This window comes from Desmospora activa DSM 45169 (assembly GCF_003046315.1).
GTDB classification, from domain to species: Bacteria; Bacillota; Bacilli; order Thermoactinomycetales; family DSM-45169; genus Desmospora; species Desmospora activa.
Genome location: NZ_PZZP01000004.1, coordinates 1 through 16,731 on the forward strand (window position 1 = coordinate 1; position 16,731 = coordinate 16,731).

Annotated in this window: 14 protein-coding genes and 1 riboswitch; of the genes, 5 read left to right on the forward strand and 9 right to left on the reverse strand. The window is 49.3% G+C overall.

Going from position 1 to position 16,731, the window contains the following annotated elements:
- Positions 1–364: 364 nt before the first annotated feature.
- Positions 365–859: a small multi-drug export protein gene (locus C8J48_RS17105; RefSeq protein ID WP_107728491.1), complete on the reverse strand. Its 495-nt coding sequence runs from the start codon at positions 857–859 to the stop codon at positions 365–367.
- A 239-nt stretch (positions 860–1,098) separates the two neighbouring features.
- On the opposite strand from C8J48_RS17105, the gene C8J48_RS17110 reads away from it, so the two are divergent.
- From C8J48_RS17110 to C8J48_RS19250, 5 genes are all read left to right on the forward strand, one after another.
- Positions 1,099–1,566, forward strand: coding sequence for a MarR family winged helix-turn-helix transcriptional regulator (locus tag C8J48_RS17110; protein WP_107728492.1), 468 nt, complete (start codon positions 1,099–1,101; stop codon positions 1,564–1,566).
- Positions 1,567–1,603: 37 nt separating this feature from the next.
- Entirely contained in the window at positions 1,604–2,350 is a 747-nt protein-coding gene (yidC, locus tag C8J48_RS17115) for a membrane protein insertase YidC (RefSeq protein ID WP_107728493.1), read from the forward strand.
- A gap of 154 nt (positions 2,351–2,504) precedes the next feature.
- Positions 2,505–3,506: a phosphotransferase gene (locus tag C8J48_RS17120; protein WP_107728494.1), complete on the forward strand. Its 1,002-nt coding sequence runs from the start codon at positions 2,505–2,507 to the stop codon at positions 3,504–3,506.
- Positions 3,507–3,646: 140 nt separating this feature from the next.
- A complete protein-coding gene (locus tag C8J48_RS17125; RefSeq protein ID WP_107728495.1) occupies positions 3,647–4,186 on the forward strand; it encodes an undecaprenyl-diphosphatase in 540 nt (179 codons plus the stop codon).
- Positions 4,187–4,363: 177 nt separating this feature from the next.
- Complete coding sequence (locus C8J48_RS19250) at positions 4,364–4,492, forward strand: hypothetical protein (RefSeq protein ID WP_281261231.1); 129 nt, start codon at positions 4,364–4,366, stop codon at positions 4,490–4,492.
- A 36-nt stretch (positions 4,493–4,528) separates the two neighbouring features.
- Here C8J48_RS19250 and C8J48_RS17130 read toward each other — a convergent pair whose 3' ends face one another.
- The 8 genes from C8J48_RS17130 to C8J48_RS17165 all read right to left on the reverse strand — a co-directional run bounded on the left by C8J48_RS17130 (position 4,529) and on the right by C8J48_RS17165 (position 16,475).
- Positions 4,529–5,683 carry a peptidase MA family metallohydrolase gene (locus C8J48_RS17130; RefSeq protein ID WP_107728496.1) on the reverse strand — a complete coding sequence of 385 codons (1,155 nt, stop codon included), beginning with the start codon at positions 5,681–5,683 and terminating at the stop codon, positions 4,529–4,531.
- 104 nt (positions 5,684–5,787) lie between these two features.
- Entirely contained in the window at positions 5,788–6,672 is an 885-nt protein-coding gene (locus C8J48_RS17135) for a DUF3179 domain-containing (seleno)protein (protein WP_107728497.1), read from the reverse strand.
- A 328-nt stretch (positions 6,673–7,000) separates the two neighbouring features.
- A complete protein-coding gene (locus C8J48_RS17140) occupies positions 7,001–8,326 on the reverse strand; it encodes an NCS2 family permease (RefSeq protein WP_281261232.1) in 1,326 nt (441 codons plus the stop codon).
- A gap of 17 nt (positions 8,327–8,343) precedes the next feature.
- On the reverse strand, positions 8,344–9,885 hold the full coding sequence (gene guaA, locus C8J48_RS17145; protein WP_107728499.1) for a glutamine-hydrolyzing GMP synthase: 1,542 nt from the start codon (positions 9,883–9,885) through the stop codon (positions 8,344–8,346).
- 114 nt (positions 9,886–9,999) lie between these two features.
- A riboswitch (purine riboswitch) is annotated at positions 10,000–10,101 on the reverse strand.
- A 156-nt stretch (positions 10,102–10,257) separates the two neighbouring features.
- The gene (locus tag C8J48_RS17150) at positions 10,258–12,483 is read right to left on the reverse strand and encodes a transglutaminase TgpA family protein (protein ID WP_170105674.1); all 2,226 of its coding nucleotides are present in this window, start codon (positions 12,481–12,483) and stop codon (positions 10,258–10,260) included.
- A complete protein-coding gene (locus tag C8J48_RS17155) occupies positions 12,455–13,681 on the reverse strand; it encodes a DUF58 domain-containing protein (RefSeq protein WP_107728501.1) in 1,227 nt (408 codons plus the stop codon). The genes C8J48_RS17150 and C8J48_RS17155 overlap by 29 nt, the downstream gene beginning before the upstream one ends.
- Positions 13,682–13,688: 7 nt before the next feature.
- Complete coding sequence (locus C8J48_RS17160; RefSeq protein WP_245891278.1) at positions 13,689–14,672, reverse strand: AAA family ATPase; 984 nt, start codon at positions 14,670–14,672, stop codon at positions 13,689–13,691.
- 498 nt (positions 14,673–15,170) lie between these two features.
- Positions 15,171–16,475, reverse strand: a complete 1,305-nt coding sequence (locus C8J48_RS17165) for a nucleotide sugar dehydrogenase (protein ID WP_281261233.1) — start codon at positions 16,473–16,475, stop codon at positions 15,171–15,173.
- Between the last annotated feature and the right edge of the window lie 256 nt (positions 16,476–16,731).

The window sequence follows — 16,731 nt, forward strand, 5'->3', positions numbered from 1 at the left end:
AGCCAGGATCAAACTCTCCATAAAAAGAGCTTGAAACACTCATAATAAGAATTGAACAGGGTCGTTCATTCGCTCTTCAGTTTTCAAGGAACGCTTGTTGCTTCAGGCTTTTCCAGCCCTGCCGCCTCTTGCGGCGACAAGATCTATCTTATCAAACCGTGATGATCTTGTCAACAACTTTTTTGATGTTTTTTCTTCAACCGCTTTTGTTGAAGTTTGTCCCTGTCGATAAGGACAAGTAACAATGTATCATGCTTCATCAATGTCGTCAAGGTTTTTTTCTTTAAATGAAAACAGAAAGTATATCCCTGTTAAAGGATGGATCAAACGGCTCTCAAATAAAAAAACCGCCCGATGCAAAGCATTAGGCAGTATAGGAAGGAATCCATTGAAAGCCGGCGACAGCGGCGATTGTCATAATGATAGTCCAGACGGTTAAACTGATTAACATCCACGCTCCCACCATATTTTTGCCTCCGCGTAAAGCCATGGCTAGTGCAGCAGAAAAGTGGGAGCCAATAATCATCGGGCCCAGTAGAGCCAATCCGGGAACACCGTATTTTTGAAACAGTCGCTGTGCACGTTCACGCTTTTTGCGACGGCGGTCCGACTCTTCTTCCCCCGCTGATTGATTTTGTGCCACCTGAAAAAAGCGTCGAAACCACGGACGCTGACCCAACCAATCAAAAAACACCACAATCCCCAAAACAGGCAACGCATTTCCCAATAAAGCGATCAAGGCCACTACAACGGGATTTAATCCTAAAGCAACCCCTGCTGGTACGACTACAATCAACTCAAGCCAAGGGATTGCAGCCGTTAAAAACAGCCCCAAATACATCCAAATAAGCTCCCACATCTTCAACCCTTCTCCCATTCATATATTGTACATATGTATATTAACAATATAATCAATTATTTTGCAAGCTCAATTTTATGCTGAGCAGCAAATCAACATGAATCCCGCCCACCAACATCAATCAAGGAATAATCGTGATGATGACTTTGCAACAAAACTTTCATAGATAGTATCTTTTCAACAAAGTTTTTGTGATAAAATCAGATGTGTCGGATCGAGATGCAAGGAGGTTTCTATCCATGCTGTCCAACACAAAACCAAATCCCTATATCGAAAAAATGGATCACATTTCTACAGAGATGATTCGCTTGTTGAATAAGCGCAATGAAGAAGAGTTGCCTTTTAAGCCGACTTCCGCCAAATTTATCTTGCTTCATACCTTGTTCAAAAAAGGGAGATGCATGGTCAATGATTTATCGACAAAAACCAATTTAACCTCAGGAGCAACCACTTTGGCCTTAAATCGGTTAGAAAAGGACGGCATTGTTCAGCGTACTCGGGATTCCCATGATAGGAGAGTCGTTTGGGTGGAGCTGTCTGAGCATGGGTCAGCGTTGGTACAACAGCTTCTTTTACGGCGTCAGCAAGCGTGGGAAAAAATGCTCCAAGCGTTATCAGAACAGGAACAGGAAATTTTTATTCAATTAATGGAAAAGATTCATGATGAAATGAAACGATCAAACGATTCCGCATCGTTTTTAGACTGATAGATGTGAATATAGGCTTACGAAAGGAGCGTTATATATGCAAAAGCGATATCTTCTGATCGTCATCTCCATCGCAGCTGTGATGACATTGGCTGCTGGATGCTCTCCAAACACCAACGCAATGCAACCGATCGATCCGGAAACGGGAAACTTTTGGGAGGTCTTTTTGGTCTATCCCCTGATCCTAACTTTGGATTGGTTTAAAGGCTTACTCGGTAATTACGGTTTATCCATTCTCATCGTCACACTGTTGATCCGGCTCCTGCTGCTTCCGTTGACACTAAAACAAACCAAAAGCTCTCAAGCGATGCAGTTGCTGCAACCGGAGATGAAGAAGTTGCAGGAAAAATATAAAGACAACCAACAGAAACTGCAGGAAGAAACGATGAAGATGTTCCAGAAACATAATGTGAATCCAATGGCGGGCTGTTTTCCAGCTTTGATCCAGATGCCGATTTTGATTGCGTTTTACCAAGCGATTATGCGGGATCCCCTTATCGCCAAATCCATTTTCCTTTGGATGCAGTTAGGCCAACCTGACCCATACTTCATCCTTCCAGTGATCGCAGCAGGCACCACTTATCTACAATCAAAGCTAATGATGGCCAAAAGCGGAACACAAGCGAACAACCCGCTCCTCATCATTATGCCGATCATGATCTTAGTGCTGGGTATCAGTTTCCCTTCCGCCCTTGCTCTCTATTGGGTATATGGAAACCTGTTTTCCATTGTGCAGTTTTTCCTGATTCAGCGGCGATCCACTCCCGTGGCGCCTGCCACCTAATCACCTGCTACACCCTTTGCTCCCTTCCCATAAATAAACTGAAAAACCCTTTCTTCTCTTTGCAACAAGGGCAAAGGTGGAGAGGGTTTTTTATTTGCGTCATAATAACCACTCGCTGATGAATATTTCTCTGGTATGGAAGGAGTGATGCGGATTGTTCCGGGTAAAAGCGGATGTCACGATTGATCAAAAAAAAATCAAAGCCATCATCACCCGCGATTATGATTTAGAAGTAATTGCACTGGAACGGGTGAGAGCCGTATATAAGGTTTATACGGATAAAGGGACATACGGTTTTAAAAATGCGGAAGAGCTGCCAGACCTGCCGTTTATCGCCGATTGTTTACAGCAGATTAAGAAGAACGGTTTTAATCGTATTCCCCATCTCCTTTTTTCCAAGCAAGGGGAATTGTTGGTGCATGAAGATGGCGAGTCCTATTTTATGGAACACTGGCTAAAACTGCGAGAACTCCCCTCTCACAGCTTGCCGCATTTTACGGAAATCGGCTCTGCATTGGCTCATTTTCATGAGGCTTCCTGTGGGATCTCCAAACCGGATAGCAACAATCCCCGCTCCCAATGGGGAACACATCATTCATTTCTAATAAAGTCAAAGAAGTTGTTGGACCGATGGCAACAAGACGATCGGTATAAAGACGACACGGAAACGTGGCTGCTTCGTTTTTTGCGCTATCGTTGTGAGATGGCTCTTCATTTTATACAAACCGCACCCCAAGACGCCCAATATGGAGTATGGTGTCACAACGCACTCCAACATCGTAATCTGATGTTGGATGACAGCAATGAGGTGTGGCTAATCGATTTTGAAACGTTGGCATATCGGGAGCGAGTATGGGATCTGGCTCATTTTCTCGAATATCACGCACGCCCATTGGACTGGCACCCACACGCTTGCCAACTTTTTCTCAACACTTATCAAGTTTCCGTGAAAACACCGATTCAACAACAGGAATGGAACCTGTTCTTCTCTTATCTTGCTTTCCCCAAAAGGTTGTATAGACGAATGAAACGTTATTTTGGAGTCAATAATCCCGGATCGTCCCAGCTTAATCGCTTCGTTAAAACCGTTAAGCGTGAGATGACCAAAGAACCTTGTTTTCAAACTCTTTATACTCATCTGGTCCAATCAGAGTGACTTAGTTTTAAGTTTGCCCCCTTCTCTCTCCATAGATCAAAATGCTTAAACGATAATTGCGCGATACAGATTATTTACACGGCTTAACAATTCATCAATAATGGCAATGGATCAGTAAAGGGGAGAGAAAGGAAAGAAAAATGGATTACCAACTTTTTGAGTGGATCAATGGATGGGCTGGAAAGTTTGGATGGTTGGACTTTTTGATGATTGTCATGACGGAATACGGCCCTTATTTTTTTGCCTTAGTGCTATTCGCTTTATTCTTTTTTAAAAAACACCGCCGGGGCGGAATCACGACAGGAAGCACACTGGCTCTCGCGTTGGGATTTAGTTTTTTAATCGGACAGCTGTGGGAAAGAGCGCGCCCCTTTGTCACTTATGATGATGTCAATGTTCTCCTCTATCACGCGGCAGATGCTTCTTTTCCCAGTGATCATACGACTGGGGCATTTGCCATTGCCTTTGGGCTCTGGCATCATCATCGCGGACTCGGAAGCATAATGTTCATGCTGGCGTGTTTGATCGGGATCTCCCGTCCTTTTGTGGGTCATCATTACCCCGGTGACGTATTGGCAGGGATTGCAGTGGCCTGGATCGCCGCTCAAATCGTAAAATTTGTGATGGGGAAAATGGAAGCCCGCTCCGCCAAAACCAGCGAAATCCCGTCAAAATTATAGAGGGGAGAGTCCTCTCTAGCAAATCCACGTTGCGAGAGTTGACAACCTGAAACCGTCCAATCCGCCTGGAACCGGGCTGGATAAAAAACCAAATTCCTTTTATTTCTCCCTTTCGCCCAACCATTCATAGCCAAGTACTCATAAACTATGGATGATCACAGGGAAAGGGGGATACACATGTCTGGTGGCTACGGTTTTGGTTTAAGACGACTGTTGCTGTTCTTGCTGGTCATCGCCACCATTTTCGCCCTAGTTGACGGTGGATTCTATGGTGGCTACGGTTATGGTTATGGCGGCTTTTGCTAATTCTTTAAAAAGCCCGTTTTGCGGGCTTTTTTCTGTTCAATCGCTCTTCTCTTTTTTCATCCAATCCAACCATTCCCGTTCCAACTGTTCCAAACGATAGCCGGTCACTTTTTTTAAGGCCTCACGCGTTCGTTTATTCAATATCTTTAATTTATCCGCTCCATCTCGATCAATAGTGGGGTAAAGTTCCAACGAAATCCATAACCGCTGCATCGTTGTCTGTCCGAATCGCTCCCGCATAAAACGAAACAATTGCTCGCACTGCCGATAATAATCGGCCGCATCATCAGACGGAAGGGATTCCAAATCGATCCCTTCCAATTGACGCAGAGTCCAGCGGGGACGGTTTGACTCCCGTTCCCGCTTTTGCCTCAGCCCAGGCACAAGATGGGATTGATAATATTCCGCTGCCCCTTCCTGTAACCAATAAGCGGCATTATCCCCGCTCTGCTCACTCACCATGCGATGGGTCAGCTCATGGATCACCGTAGATGAAAGCAGGCGACGGTCGGGGTAGCTATCCGCTCCTACCAATTTGATCGACTGCCCCGACTCAAACCATCCTCCCGCCCATCGGGGTAAAGAGAGTTTCACCGAATGCCGGAACACTTCCGGTTCGCGGTAAATCTTGATCTCCACACGCCCTTCCGGTTTCCAACCCAGTTGCCTTCGGAATTCCGCCAACGCTTTGATCGCCGCTTCCTGTATAATCACCGCCTGTTCCCGTTGCGATTCATCCGTAAAGCGGACAAGCACGTCGTCATGGGTAAGATGATAAAAGGGATAATCGGAGTCCTTTAAGCCGGTCTCCGTCTCTTGCAATAACAGGGGAAAACGTACACGATGCCTGCTCCCATCCTTACAATAGCTCTGCTCCACCCACGCGCGCAGTTGGTGCTCTCCTGCGGGAATGGCCGAAATCAACCGCAATCGGTATGACCCCGGCTCAATCCAACGGACCGCATCCTCAAACCAGCGGGATTGTTCTTTTATATATATTGGATCGGCGGGGTTGAGCACGGCCAAAAAAGCAGCCCGATCCTTTCGGTTGACTGCTTCTTGTTTTTGTTGAATCAAGCGGGAGGCGGCCGTAACCGCCGACACCCCTTGGTCCGCTGCCGTTGCCGCAGGTATCATTACTGCTGTTACCAGCAATAGGAATACCATTCCCGTTCCGATCCACCTTTTCATCCCGACCACCCTATCGCTTCGTTTCTGTCTAGTCTGAAGCGAAGCGGGCGTACTTTATGCATGAAATAAAACTTCAATCGACGGAGCGTTCCTCACCCACTCCATCACGGCGATTTTGAAGTATAGATTTCACAGCGGGGAAAGGTCAATGAAAATCCGTACCAACGTGAGTATAGTTGCATCGGCCAATTTAAGCTAGATTCATGGTTTCCCTCATCGGTATACTCCGCGTAAGGAAAAGAGCGGGCAAGATCCATGTTTACTCGGATCGGGCGACCGTTCCACTCGTCCTCCACCACATCGTTTTCTTGTAACAGCTGCAGCGGATAAAAACGTGCCTTCCGCGAACTGATCAGGCCCAATCCCGGTACCTCCTGGGAAAGCCGGTCATCCGATTTACCAAGCGTATACCGGAACATGGGCGGAATATAGGTGTGTTTTCCCATCAATCGTTTAATCGGGGACATTAACCACTTCAAGATGTCGGGTCGGGACAACGCGATTTGCAAATCCGGCCATTGCTTTAATGCATAACTGGCTTTTATGCGCTCCAAAGGATATACCTGCATGCTCTCCCCAGCCAATTCTCCATAAAGGCATTCGCCGGTAATATAGCTCCAGTAGGAACCGGTTTCGTCATCACCCAGTAAAGAAATACCGTTATAAACTCCCCTGGCACCAAAATGAAGGTGGGTACCGTTTACGTTCGGAATTAAACTGGATCCACTCTGACAAATTCCACAATACCCGATGACATACGGTTGACCGCCCAACTCTCCCTCAGCTACATGATGATATTCCAGTTGCTTAGTCAAAAATGCCAGACGGTAACCGGCTCTCTCAACGATCGACAGATCATCATCCGCTTGAATTCGCCCGTTCCGGACCAGTGATTCCAACACCTCTCCCTGGTCTTGCACTCGAAACCGGGGAAACATATCTCTCTTGGTCAAAAATGCTCGCTTCCGATCAAATTCCTCTGTTTGCATAATTCACCTCTAGATGATAAAAATGAAATTTCAATCAATAGTGAGTATTAAACTAATCAGGATTATTTAGGTAGCCAACTCCACCTCAAGTGTTGCTACATACTTTAATGCGTGAAGAAAATTTAAAGGCAATTTAGAAGTTGTTTTAAAAATATTATACTAAATACTTGACCTTTCGTCATGTTCGAAAAGAAAGAAGATGTTAGGGCCAGTATCCCCTGTGCCCATAATAAAGACCAGACTTACTCAGGTTTCCCTTTTCAGTCTGGCCAATCGTGTAACCTATCGCATTTTTTGTGAGTGCTGACAACCTCTTTATAAGGAAAGGTCAAATACTTCCCAAGAATACAAAGCGAGCAATGAAGATAATAGCCAACACATACAAAATCGGATGAACGTTTTTTGCTTTGCCGGCAAATATTTTGGCCAATGGATACAGAATGAAACCGATCGCGATTCCCGTTGCAATGCTAAAGGCCAGCGGCATCATCAAAAAGGTGAGAAACGATGGTACAGCCTCTGATAGGTCGCCCCACTCAATCTGTTTAAAGCTGGAGGCCATCAAAACACCGACAATGATGAGTGCAGGTGAGGTAATAGCTGCCACTGACGCAAATGTTTCCACCAAGGGGAAGAAAAAGATGGACAACAGGAAACATCCGGCAACGGTCACCGCCGTCATTCCCGTTCTTCCTCCCGAGGCTACTCCCGCGGTGGATTCAACATATGATGTAACGGTGGATGTGCCCAAAGCAGCACCAGACATGGTTGCAATCGAATCTGCCGTCAGGGCGCGACCAGCGCGGGGCAATTTGTTCTCCTTCATGAGACCCGCTTGGTTGGCGACACCGACCAAGGTTCCCGCCGTATCAAACATATCGACAAAAATAAAGGCAAAGATAATGGCAAAAAAGCCGAGTTCCAGTGCCCCCATAATATCCATCTGCATCAACGTGGGTGTGACACTGGGCGGGGCGGAAAAGATTTGAGATGGAACGCCGACGACTCCAAAGGCCATTCCGACGAGAGCCGTACCGATCATGCCGAAAAAGACGGCTCCTTTTACACCACGGATCATCAACAACACGGTTAAAACCAGGCCGAACAACGTCAGTAGCGGTCCTGGTTGCATCAGGTTTTCGTTGAGGGCGACCGTAGTCGCTTCACTCGGTACGATCAATTCTGCGTTCTTCAGTCCGATAAAGGCGATAAACAAACCAATCCCCGCTGTGACCGCATGCTTTAATCCAGTGGGGATAGCATTGATAATCATTTCCCGCAGCTTAGTCACTGTCAGGATGAGAAAGACTACACCCGAGACAAAGACCGCGCCTAAAGCGGTCTGCCACGGCACTCCCATCCCTAACACAACCGTATAAGTAAAATAAGCATTCAATCCCATTCCCGGTGCCAGGGCAATCGGATAATTGGCCAGCACTCCCATCAGGAGGGTGCCGATGGCAGCAGCCACTGCAGTGGCCACAAAGACGGCACCAAAGTCCATCCCCGCTTCGTTCCCCAAAAGGAAGGGGTTAACCAGCAAAATATAAGCCATGGTTAAAAACGTAGTCGCACCGGCCAATATTTCCGTCCGTAAATTGGTCCCGTGTTCATTGAAACGAAAGTATCGGGCCAATATCGATGATCGTTCCATCTGCTTCTTCCTTTCCATTACTCCCACTCAATTGTGGCAGGTGGCTTGGAAGTGATATCGTATACGACCCGATTCACTCCATCCACTTCATTGATGATACGGTTTGATATTTTCTCCAAAACATCAAACGGAATACGGGCCCAATCAGCGGTCATACCGTCGATGGACGTAACCGCCCGGATTCCGACCGTATAGGCATAGGTACGGGCATCTCCCATTACACCCACACTTTTGAAATCGGGTAGAGCGGTAAAGTATTGCCAAATCTCACGATCCAGCCCCGCCAGCGCGATCTCTTCCCGCAGGATGGCGTCAGACTCCCGCACCATCGCCAACTTTTCTTCCGTCACTTCACCGATGACGCGAATGCCGAGCCCCGGTCCGGGAAAAGGCTGGCGCCAAACGATTTCCTGCGGCAATCCCAACTCTTCCCCCACTTTGCGCACCTCATCTTTAAACAAGGTGTTGACCGGTTCCACCAGATCCATCTGCATATCTTCCGGCAGGCCGCCTACATTGTGGTGGGATTTAATCGTCTGTGCCGTTTCCGTTCCCGATTCGATAATATCGGTATAGAGTGTCCCTTGGCCCAGGAATTGATGATGGCCCAGTTTTTCCGCCTCTTCTTCAAACACACGGATAAATTCGTTGCCGATGATCTTTCGCTTCTGTTCTGGATCGATGACACCCTTCAATTTCGAGAGAAAGCGTTGTTGGGCATCCACTTTCACCACATTCATGTGAAAATGGTCGGAGAAGGTACGCATCACACTGTCCGCTTCCCCTTTGCGCAATAAGCCGTGATCGACAAACACACAGGTAAGCTGGTCCCCGATCGCCCGGTGGATCAATGCCGCTACCACCGAGGAGTCGACTCCGCCGGAGAGTGCACACAGCACGCGTTGATCACCGATGCTTCGCTTTAATTCGACCACGGTGTCATCGATAAAGCTCTCCATGCTCCAATTGCCTCCACAGCCGCAAACATTGTAGAGAAAACGGCGGATCATCCCATTTCCTTCGGCTGTATGTCGCACTTCCGGGTGGAATTGAACCGCATACACTTTTTTCTCCGGGTTGCTCATAGCGGCAACCGGTGCAGAAGTGGTTTTTCCATCCACTTGGAAGCCCGCAGGTGGAGCAACGACTACATCGCTATGGCTCATCCAGACCGACTGTGTTCGTGTGAGTCCGGCAAACAGCGGCGAATCCGAAGTGAACTCCACCTCCGCTTTCCCGTACTCCCGTTTGCCTGCCCGTTCCACTTCCGCTCCATAATGAGCGGAGATCAGCTGCATCCCGTAACAGATACCCAGAATGGGAATCCCTAAGTCAAAGATGGCGGGATCGCATTTTGGAGAATCCTCACCGTAGACGCTAGCCGGACCGCCGGAGAATACGATTCCTGTGGGCGCCATCTCTTTTAGCTTGTCCGCCGATACATGATGGGGAACCAATTCGCTAAACACCCCTAAGTCGCGAATACGACGGGCAATCAGCTGATTGTATTGCCCCCCGAAATCCAATACGACCACACGCTCATCCATTGATTGTTCCATCCATTTTCCCCACTTTCATTCAGAAATATGAAAAAGACCGGCACCCTTGCACCGCCCTACCGGCAATACAAGGCTCCGGCCTCCCGTTCTTCGTCCTCAATCGCAAAAGAAGGGACCGGCGACTTCTATGCTCGTAGTCCGGCCATTTACGGTGGCTGGGTAGAAACGTTCAGGCCATATTCCTGAATATATACGAGACAGATCTACCGCTTATCGGTTAGTCCATTTGTCTCAACGCGATAATCATACCAGCCGCATCCTCGCCTGGTCAAGCGGCACCGGTTCCCTTCCGTTTATTGTCAATCAAATTGACAGTAAACTAGACGCCCTCCTGCCCAAGAATCCCATACCCTACAAATGTGTGGTGGAATCTCAAGGTCGAAATTGGTTCATCACCCGTTTCCACAACGTTCGCGTACGCTCACCCAGTTCCATTTTCCCTTTGCCATAGCGCGTCTCCTCATACGTGTGTGTCAGTTCTCGCAATTCCGCGGACGGCTGGCTCGGCCACTCCCGCTCCAACACATACTCCCGTAACGTTTGATCCGGCCGTCGCGGACCTTGATACCACGACAACCATTGCAACAAGGAACCGTAAGCACGAAGCAAAGAACCAGTGGTTGATGGTTGACGACTAAGCCACCACCACGCCAGCCGATGGCGCCATAACCAGAATAGCAGACCGATCACCGCCAAAGAGAGGCCAATCCCCCATACCCACGGCCGCCACCAAGTTGTGACGGTTTGCTCGCTCGTCACATCCTCCCCCGCTTGTGCCGGGTCCTGATTTAACTCCTGTTGGCGCGGATCGGGTCCACCCGCCGCAGGATCATTCTCCTCTTCTTCCGTTTCCGCTTCATCATCGGTGTCGGCTTGTTCCACCTCTAACGGTGTCGGATTGGAAAATCCCGGGGTCGGTTCAAACGGAATCCATCCAAACCCTTCAAAATAAACCTCTACCCAGGAATGGGCGTTGCTGTTTTTGACTTCAACTTGGTATAGTTCATCCGCTTGGTGGTTCTCCAATTGTTTCTCGTCCGTTACCGGCACTGCATCTCCCGGTGTAAATCCCTTTACCCACCGGGCCGGAATCCCAACACTGCGCAACATTACCACCATCGAGGTAGAAAAATGGTCACAGTATCCCTGCTTGGACTCAAACAAAAACTGATCGACAAAGTCATCTTCTCTCCCTGGAAGCGGCACATCCTCCAACTCATAGGTGTATCCTCCCCCTTGGCGCAAATAACTTTCAATCGCTTTGGCCTGGTCATACGGGTTATCTTCTTCTGCCGTTACGTCTTGCGCTAACTGCCGCACCCGCCCCGGCAGAGAAGCAGGAAGCTGGAGATAGGTGTCTGCGATTTCACGAGAACCGTAGTCACGCGCCTTTCGCAATTGATCCTCGTCAATGCGTGGAATTTCGCTTACCAAGCTGTATTCCCTTAACCGCATACGGCCTTCCGCGACAAACCCGCCGTGATGCGGCTGTTGCTGTATCGTTTCCTCGTACCGCAAAGTGACTGTTTTTAATTCTCCAGACGTAAACAGCACCGGATTGTTTAGCTGGGTAAGACGCACCCGATTCCGATCTGTCGGTATGTCTTGAAACAGCTGGGCATCGATATCCTTTGAATCAGTCTGGGGAATCTCCTCTTGTGGCCTAAATTCCAGCTGTTTCTCCGGCTGTAAGGTGTTTTGCCACCCTTTGCCCGTATAAAGATCACGTGATTCTCCCCGCCAATAATACGGCGTTTCCACCAAAGCCTCTATGGCTGTTTCCTCATTCATCTGTAGAGAGCCGCCCAAATAACTGTCATCCCGGCTGTAACCGATCTGGCGGATACCCACCCCGCCGCCAGCTCGGTCATCACCGCTCGGAATCCAAGCGAGAGGATTGGGCCAACCGGCCGCCGGCTTCGGAGCAGCCCAGCCCACGACGGCTGCTACCAGGATCAGTACCGCGGTCATGGTGGCCCAACCGCGGGCAGCGGGAGGCTCTCCCACCGACTGCTCCCGCAATCGGGCGAGACGAAGCCACGCCAAGGCGATAAAACCGTAGACAAAGACGCGCAAAATGGCACCGCTGGCGTCATACGAAGTAAAGCTGTCCAACGTGGACAACACCACGACCGCCCCGATTATAAACGGAAAAACGCGACCACTCTCAAAAGACCACAGCCGGAATAGCACCGCCAACGCCCACAACGCAAGCAAAAATAAAAAGGTATGAAAGGAAGCGGGCCCCATCCATCCTTCTCTCCCCCACCACATGCTCCATCCCGTTATAAACTGGTTGCTCCACTGTGCTAGCCAAAGGGGGTCAAAAAAGGAATAGTGCAAAGCAAAATGGGCCCGATGTAACAGAATCACAACCAGGAGCACACACAGAGAAAAACGTAACCACCCCTGATGTACCACTCGCTGCGCGATGAGAAAGAGTAGAAAAGCCCACAAAAATATATCCACCCGTTCCATGCTACTGATCTGAGCGAGAGGGAGTAGACATTCCCAGGCCAACAAGAGCGCTAGCAGCGTCAGACCCCATTTTTGCCCTTGTGACGGTTGCTCATTTTCCTGTTGCGGCATCCATGCCATGGAAGTCCCCTCCCCTAAAAATTTGGTCAAAATCATCATGGGTAACGGAAACACATCGAACGCCCCATCGTCGCAATTGGGCATAACAAGCGGTTTCCACCGCTGTCGGGGGCTCGCCATTGCTTACCCAACAACACTCCACTCTGATCCCAACGTGGGAGAGATACATGATCGCTTGCTGTAACTCTTCTTCCAACTGGGTGGTGATCACCACCACCGTCATGCCCCGCGACAGGTAGGGAGTTTGTTGTGCTATCGGTTCCTTTAACGGACGGTCGCCATCCTTTTTTACTTCTGCCAAATGCTCACATAGGCGCAGCAGATGTTCCTGCCCCCGCCCAAGCGGAAACTGGCCCGGGAGTTGTCCAGTGGTAAGCAAACCGGCACTAAAACGCCGCTCCAATGCATGATGGATCAACGATGCCGTTAGGCTGACAGCCCGCTCAAACGAAACGGAGGCCGTTGTTTGACCGTCTCCCTTCCAACAATCCAACACAAACAGAAAATCATTGGTGATGCGCTGTTCAAACTCCTTCACCTTTAACCCTCGGCCACGGGCAGACGCCTTCCAATGAATACGGCTGAGACGATCACGGTTGCTGTAATCGCGCACCCCCACCACCGCTGCGACATCTTCTGCGATGTGGAGGGTTGACAGGGATTGGCCGGTATTGCGCTCATTGACGGTGGACCAGGATCGAATCGGCCGGATACGCGGATAAACCAACACTTCCTTAGTCTCTGGAAGCGTAATCCGCTTTTCTACAAATCCAAACAGATCCCCTGATGAAACCTCCACCTCGCCAAAATGATGACGCCCGCGCGGCAAACGCACACTGTACGATTCAAATAACCCCTGCCGCTTCCAACCGGGAAAATCAACATGCCGATCTTGATCCAAATACACGGTCCCACCCCCGTGATGTCGCACCAGTAACCAGGAGAGGGGAAACGGGCGTTGCAACCGGTAAAAAACCTGAATGCGCAAACGTTCCCCCTGGGTGATACGATCAGTGGAAAAATGACGGATGATCTCGATCCCGGAAAGGCTGAAAAGGCGGACTAAAGCAGCATACACCAACATCACCAGCAAGACGTAAAAGAGGAACCAAGGCACATGCCCCCCCTGAAAACGGGCAAATGCATAAGCGGAGGCCGTCAACAGGATTAGCACGGGGACTCCTTGGAATCGTTTCAAACCGCGATCACCCTTTTCTTTCCTGAGGCAGGACCGGAACCCGTACCCGACTCAAGATTTGTTTTAACAAGCCTTCCACATGGGTACCCCTTAGGCGCGCTTCGGAGTTAAGAATGATTCGGTGGGCCAGTGTGAGGGGAACCAATTTTTTTACATCGTCGGGAATCACATAGGAACGTCCCTGAACAAACGCCCAGGCCTGTGCGGTCCGGAATAGAGCGATGGAACCGCGGGGACTAGCTCCCAGATAAACGGCATCCGGTGTACGGGTCGCTTGCACCACTTCTACGATGTAATCGATGATGGATGCATCCACATGCACCTTGCGCACTTCTTCTTGCAAGTGCAGCAGCTCCCGTCGCGAGATTACTTCACATACGTCCTCGATGGGATGATGATGCTGGATGCGGGTCAGCACTTCTGCTTCCTGCGCCGCATCGGGATATCCCAGTCGCAGCTTTAACAAAAACCGATCCAGCTGCGCTTCCGGCAGGGGAAAGGTTCCTTCGTATTCAATCGGATTTTGCGTTGCCATCACAAAAAAGGGCTGCTCTAACTCATAGGTATCTCCGTCAACCGTGACACATCCCTCCTCCAACGCTTCCAGCAGGGCGGCCTGGGTTTTAGGAGAAGTCCGGTTGATCTCATCTGCCAACACCACATGAGACATAACCGGCCCCGGACGAAATTCAAATTGAAGTGTTTTTTGATTGTATACAGAAAAGCCAGTTACATCCGATGGTAAAAGATCGGGTGTAAACTGAATTCTGCGAAAATCGCACCCCATCGATTTGGCCAGCGCTTTTACCAACATTGTTTTGCCCACTCCGGGCACATCTTCCAACAATACATGTCCGCGGCACAACAACGCCACCAGGCACAGCTGAATTGTCTCCCGTTTTCCGATGATTACACGTTCCACTTGTTCGATCACTTCAGCGATTTGCGGCTGCAGGCGGTCAAGCGACTGGGTGGAATAAATCGATTTCAAATCCTAGACCTCCGATCGTATGTGTCTAAAGATGTACATTACCTGTTACCCTTTTTTCTATTATTCTATTTGACTATGCAGATTTCCCTGTCAAAAAAAACACCCCCAATATAGGGAGAGACAGATTGATCAACTGTAATAAAGGGAAGAGGGGAACGATTTACGGTGAGTGCCCTTTGCACTAAAGCACAAGTCTCGTCTCGGTCACTCCGTTCCCGGGTCTCGCTTTGACCGACTACCCAGCGAAGTCTCCGTAGTTCCCAACCGTTCAGGAGAAGTCCTCGACCGATTTGTATCCGTCAGCTAAACACAATCACGTTAGCGGCCACACATGCCTTTCCTTTGGCCCGCTGGTTGGGGACGGAGGAGAGCGGACAGCCCTACATTGTTGCAAGGGAAAGAGGCGCGAAGACGGAAATCGGGACCCGGACCCACTTTGTCAATAACCTCCGCCTCCTATATAGTGGGATACAATTACGAAGTGTTGTCACAAAACTTTCAAACTGTCGGTACCTCTCCCACGAGATTAACCCGATTGAGAAAGGGAGTACCTAACCGTCGAACAATCAGATCCGGATGATTCAATTGAAGAATTCCTTTTGTATCAAAAATAAAAGGGGTTCGCATCAGTCGTGCCAACCGCGCTCCTTCCAGCTGGGCAAAGGGAGTATGATCCGTCAGGATGACGAGGCAATCCGCATCCTGTAACGCATCCTCTTCTCCCAACAACGGGAGCGCCACCTTTTTCTCCGATACAAAGGGATCGTGTGCTACTACCTGCCAGCCTACCTCCTGGGATAAGATCTCCCATACCGCCAAGCCGGGACTTTCCCGCACATCATCCACATTTCCTTTGTACGCCAACCCGAACAACGCCACTTTAGGCGAGGCGATTCCTTTCATCGCCTCTTGTATCTGTTTTGTTACATAGACAGGCATATCGCTGTTAATTTCCCGAGCGGTGCGGATCAAGCGGGACTCAACAGGAGCCTTTTCCGTGATAAAATAAGGATCGACAGCTAAACAATGGCCACCCACACCGGGACCGGGTTGATGCAATCCCACCCGCGGATGATGATTCGCCAACCGAATCACTTCCCAAGCATCGATCCCCAATTGATCCGATATTTGTACCAATTCATTTGATAAAGCGATATTGACATCCCGGTAGGTGTTTTCCATCAATTTGGTCATCTCGGCGGTAACGGCCTCCGTCTCTACTACATCCCCTTGAACCACTGTCCGATATACCTGGGCTGCCCGTCGCGTGGAGTCTACATCCACCCCACCTACAATACGATGATTATGTATCAGTTCATGTAAAATTCGCCCCGGAAGCACCCGCTCTGGGCAATGGGCTAGATACAGATCTTCACCGACTCTCCATCCCGCTTCAGTCAACATGGGAGTAATGCAATCATCCATCGTCCGCGGCGGAATTGTCGATTCCACAATCACCACATTGCCCGGCGCCAAAACCGGCAACAAACTGCGAATGGCCTCTTCCACATAGGTTAAGTCAGCCCGTTTGTCGGCATCGATCGGCGTCGGTACAGCGATGATAAAAACATCTGCCACTGCCGGTACCAACGCCGCCCGCAATCTTCCTAATTCTACCTGTCGCCGCAGTAGTTGTGGCAATCCCGGTTCCTCGATATGAACGTCACCTTCGTTGATGACGGCAATCACATCCGGATTCACATCTACTCCTAGCACATCCCAACCGCAATCCGCAAAAACAGCAGCGGTGGGCAAGCCAATATAACCTAAGCCCACCACACAGCATCGTTGTTCCATTTCCATAACGGCTACTATCCCTCCCAATGGGGATTCGACAAAATTCCCCCTGATCCGCCATCTTCTGAAGTAATATTCGCTATCAGACGAGATTTTCCTTTTTAGGAATGCGAGGTCTCGCTGGTTACTTGATGAATCGAGAATCTCTACGAAAAAAACAATGATCACACGCGTTGACTTTTTATCATTTCGATCGTGGGAGTAGGGATATTTGAGCCTCCAAGCTAACAGACCTGCTCCTGACCATTATCATTATAGTCCT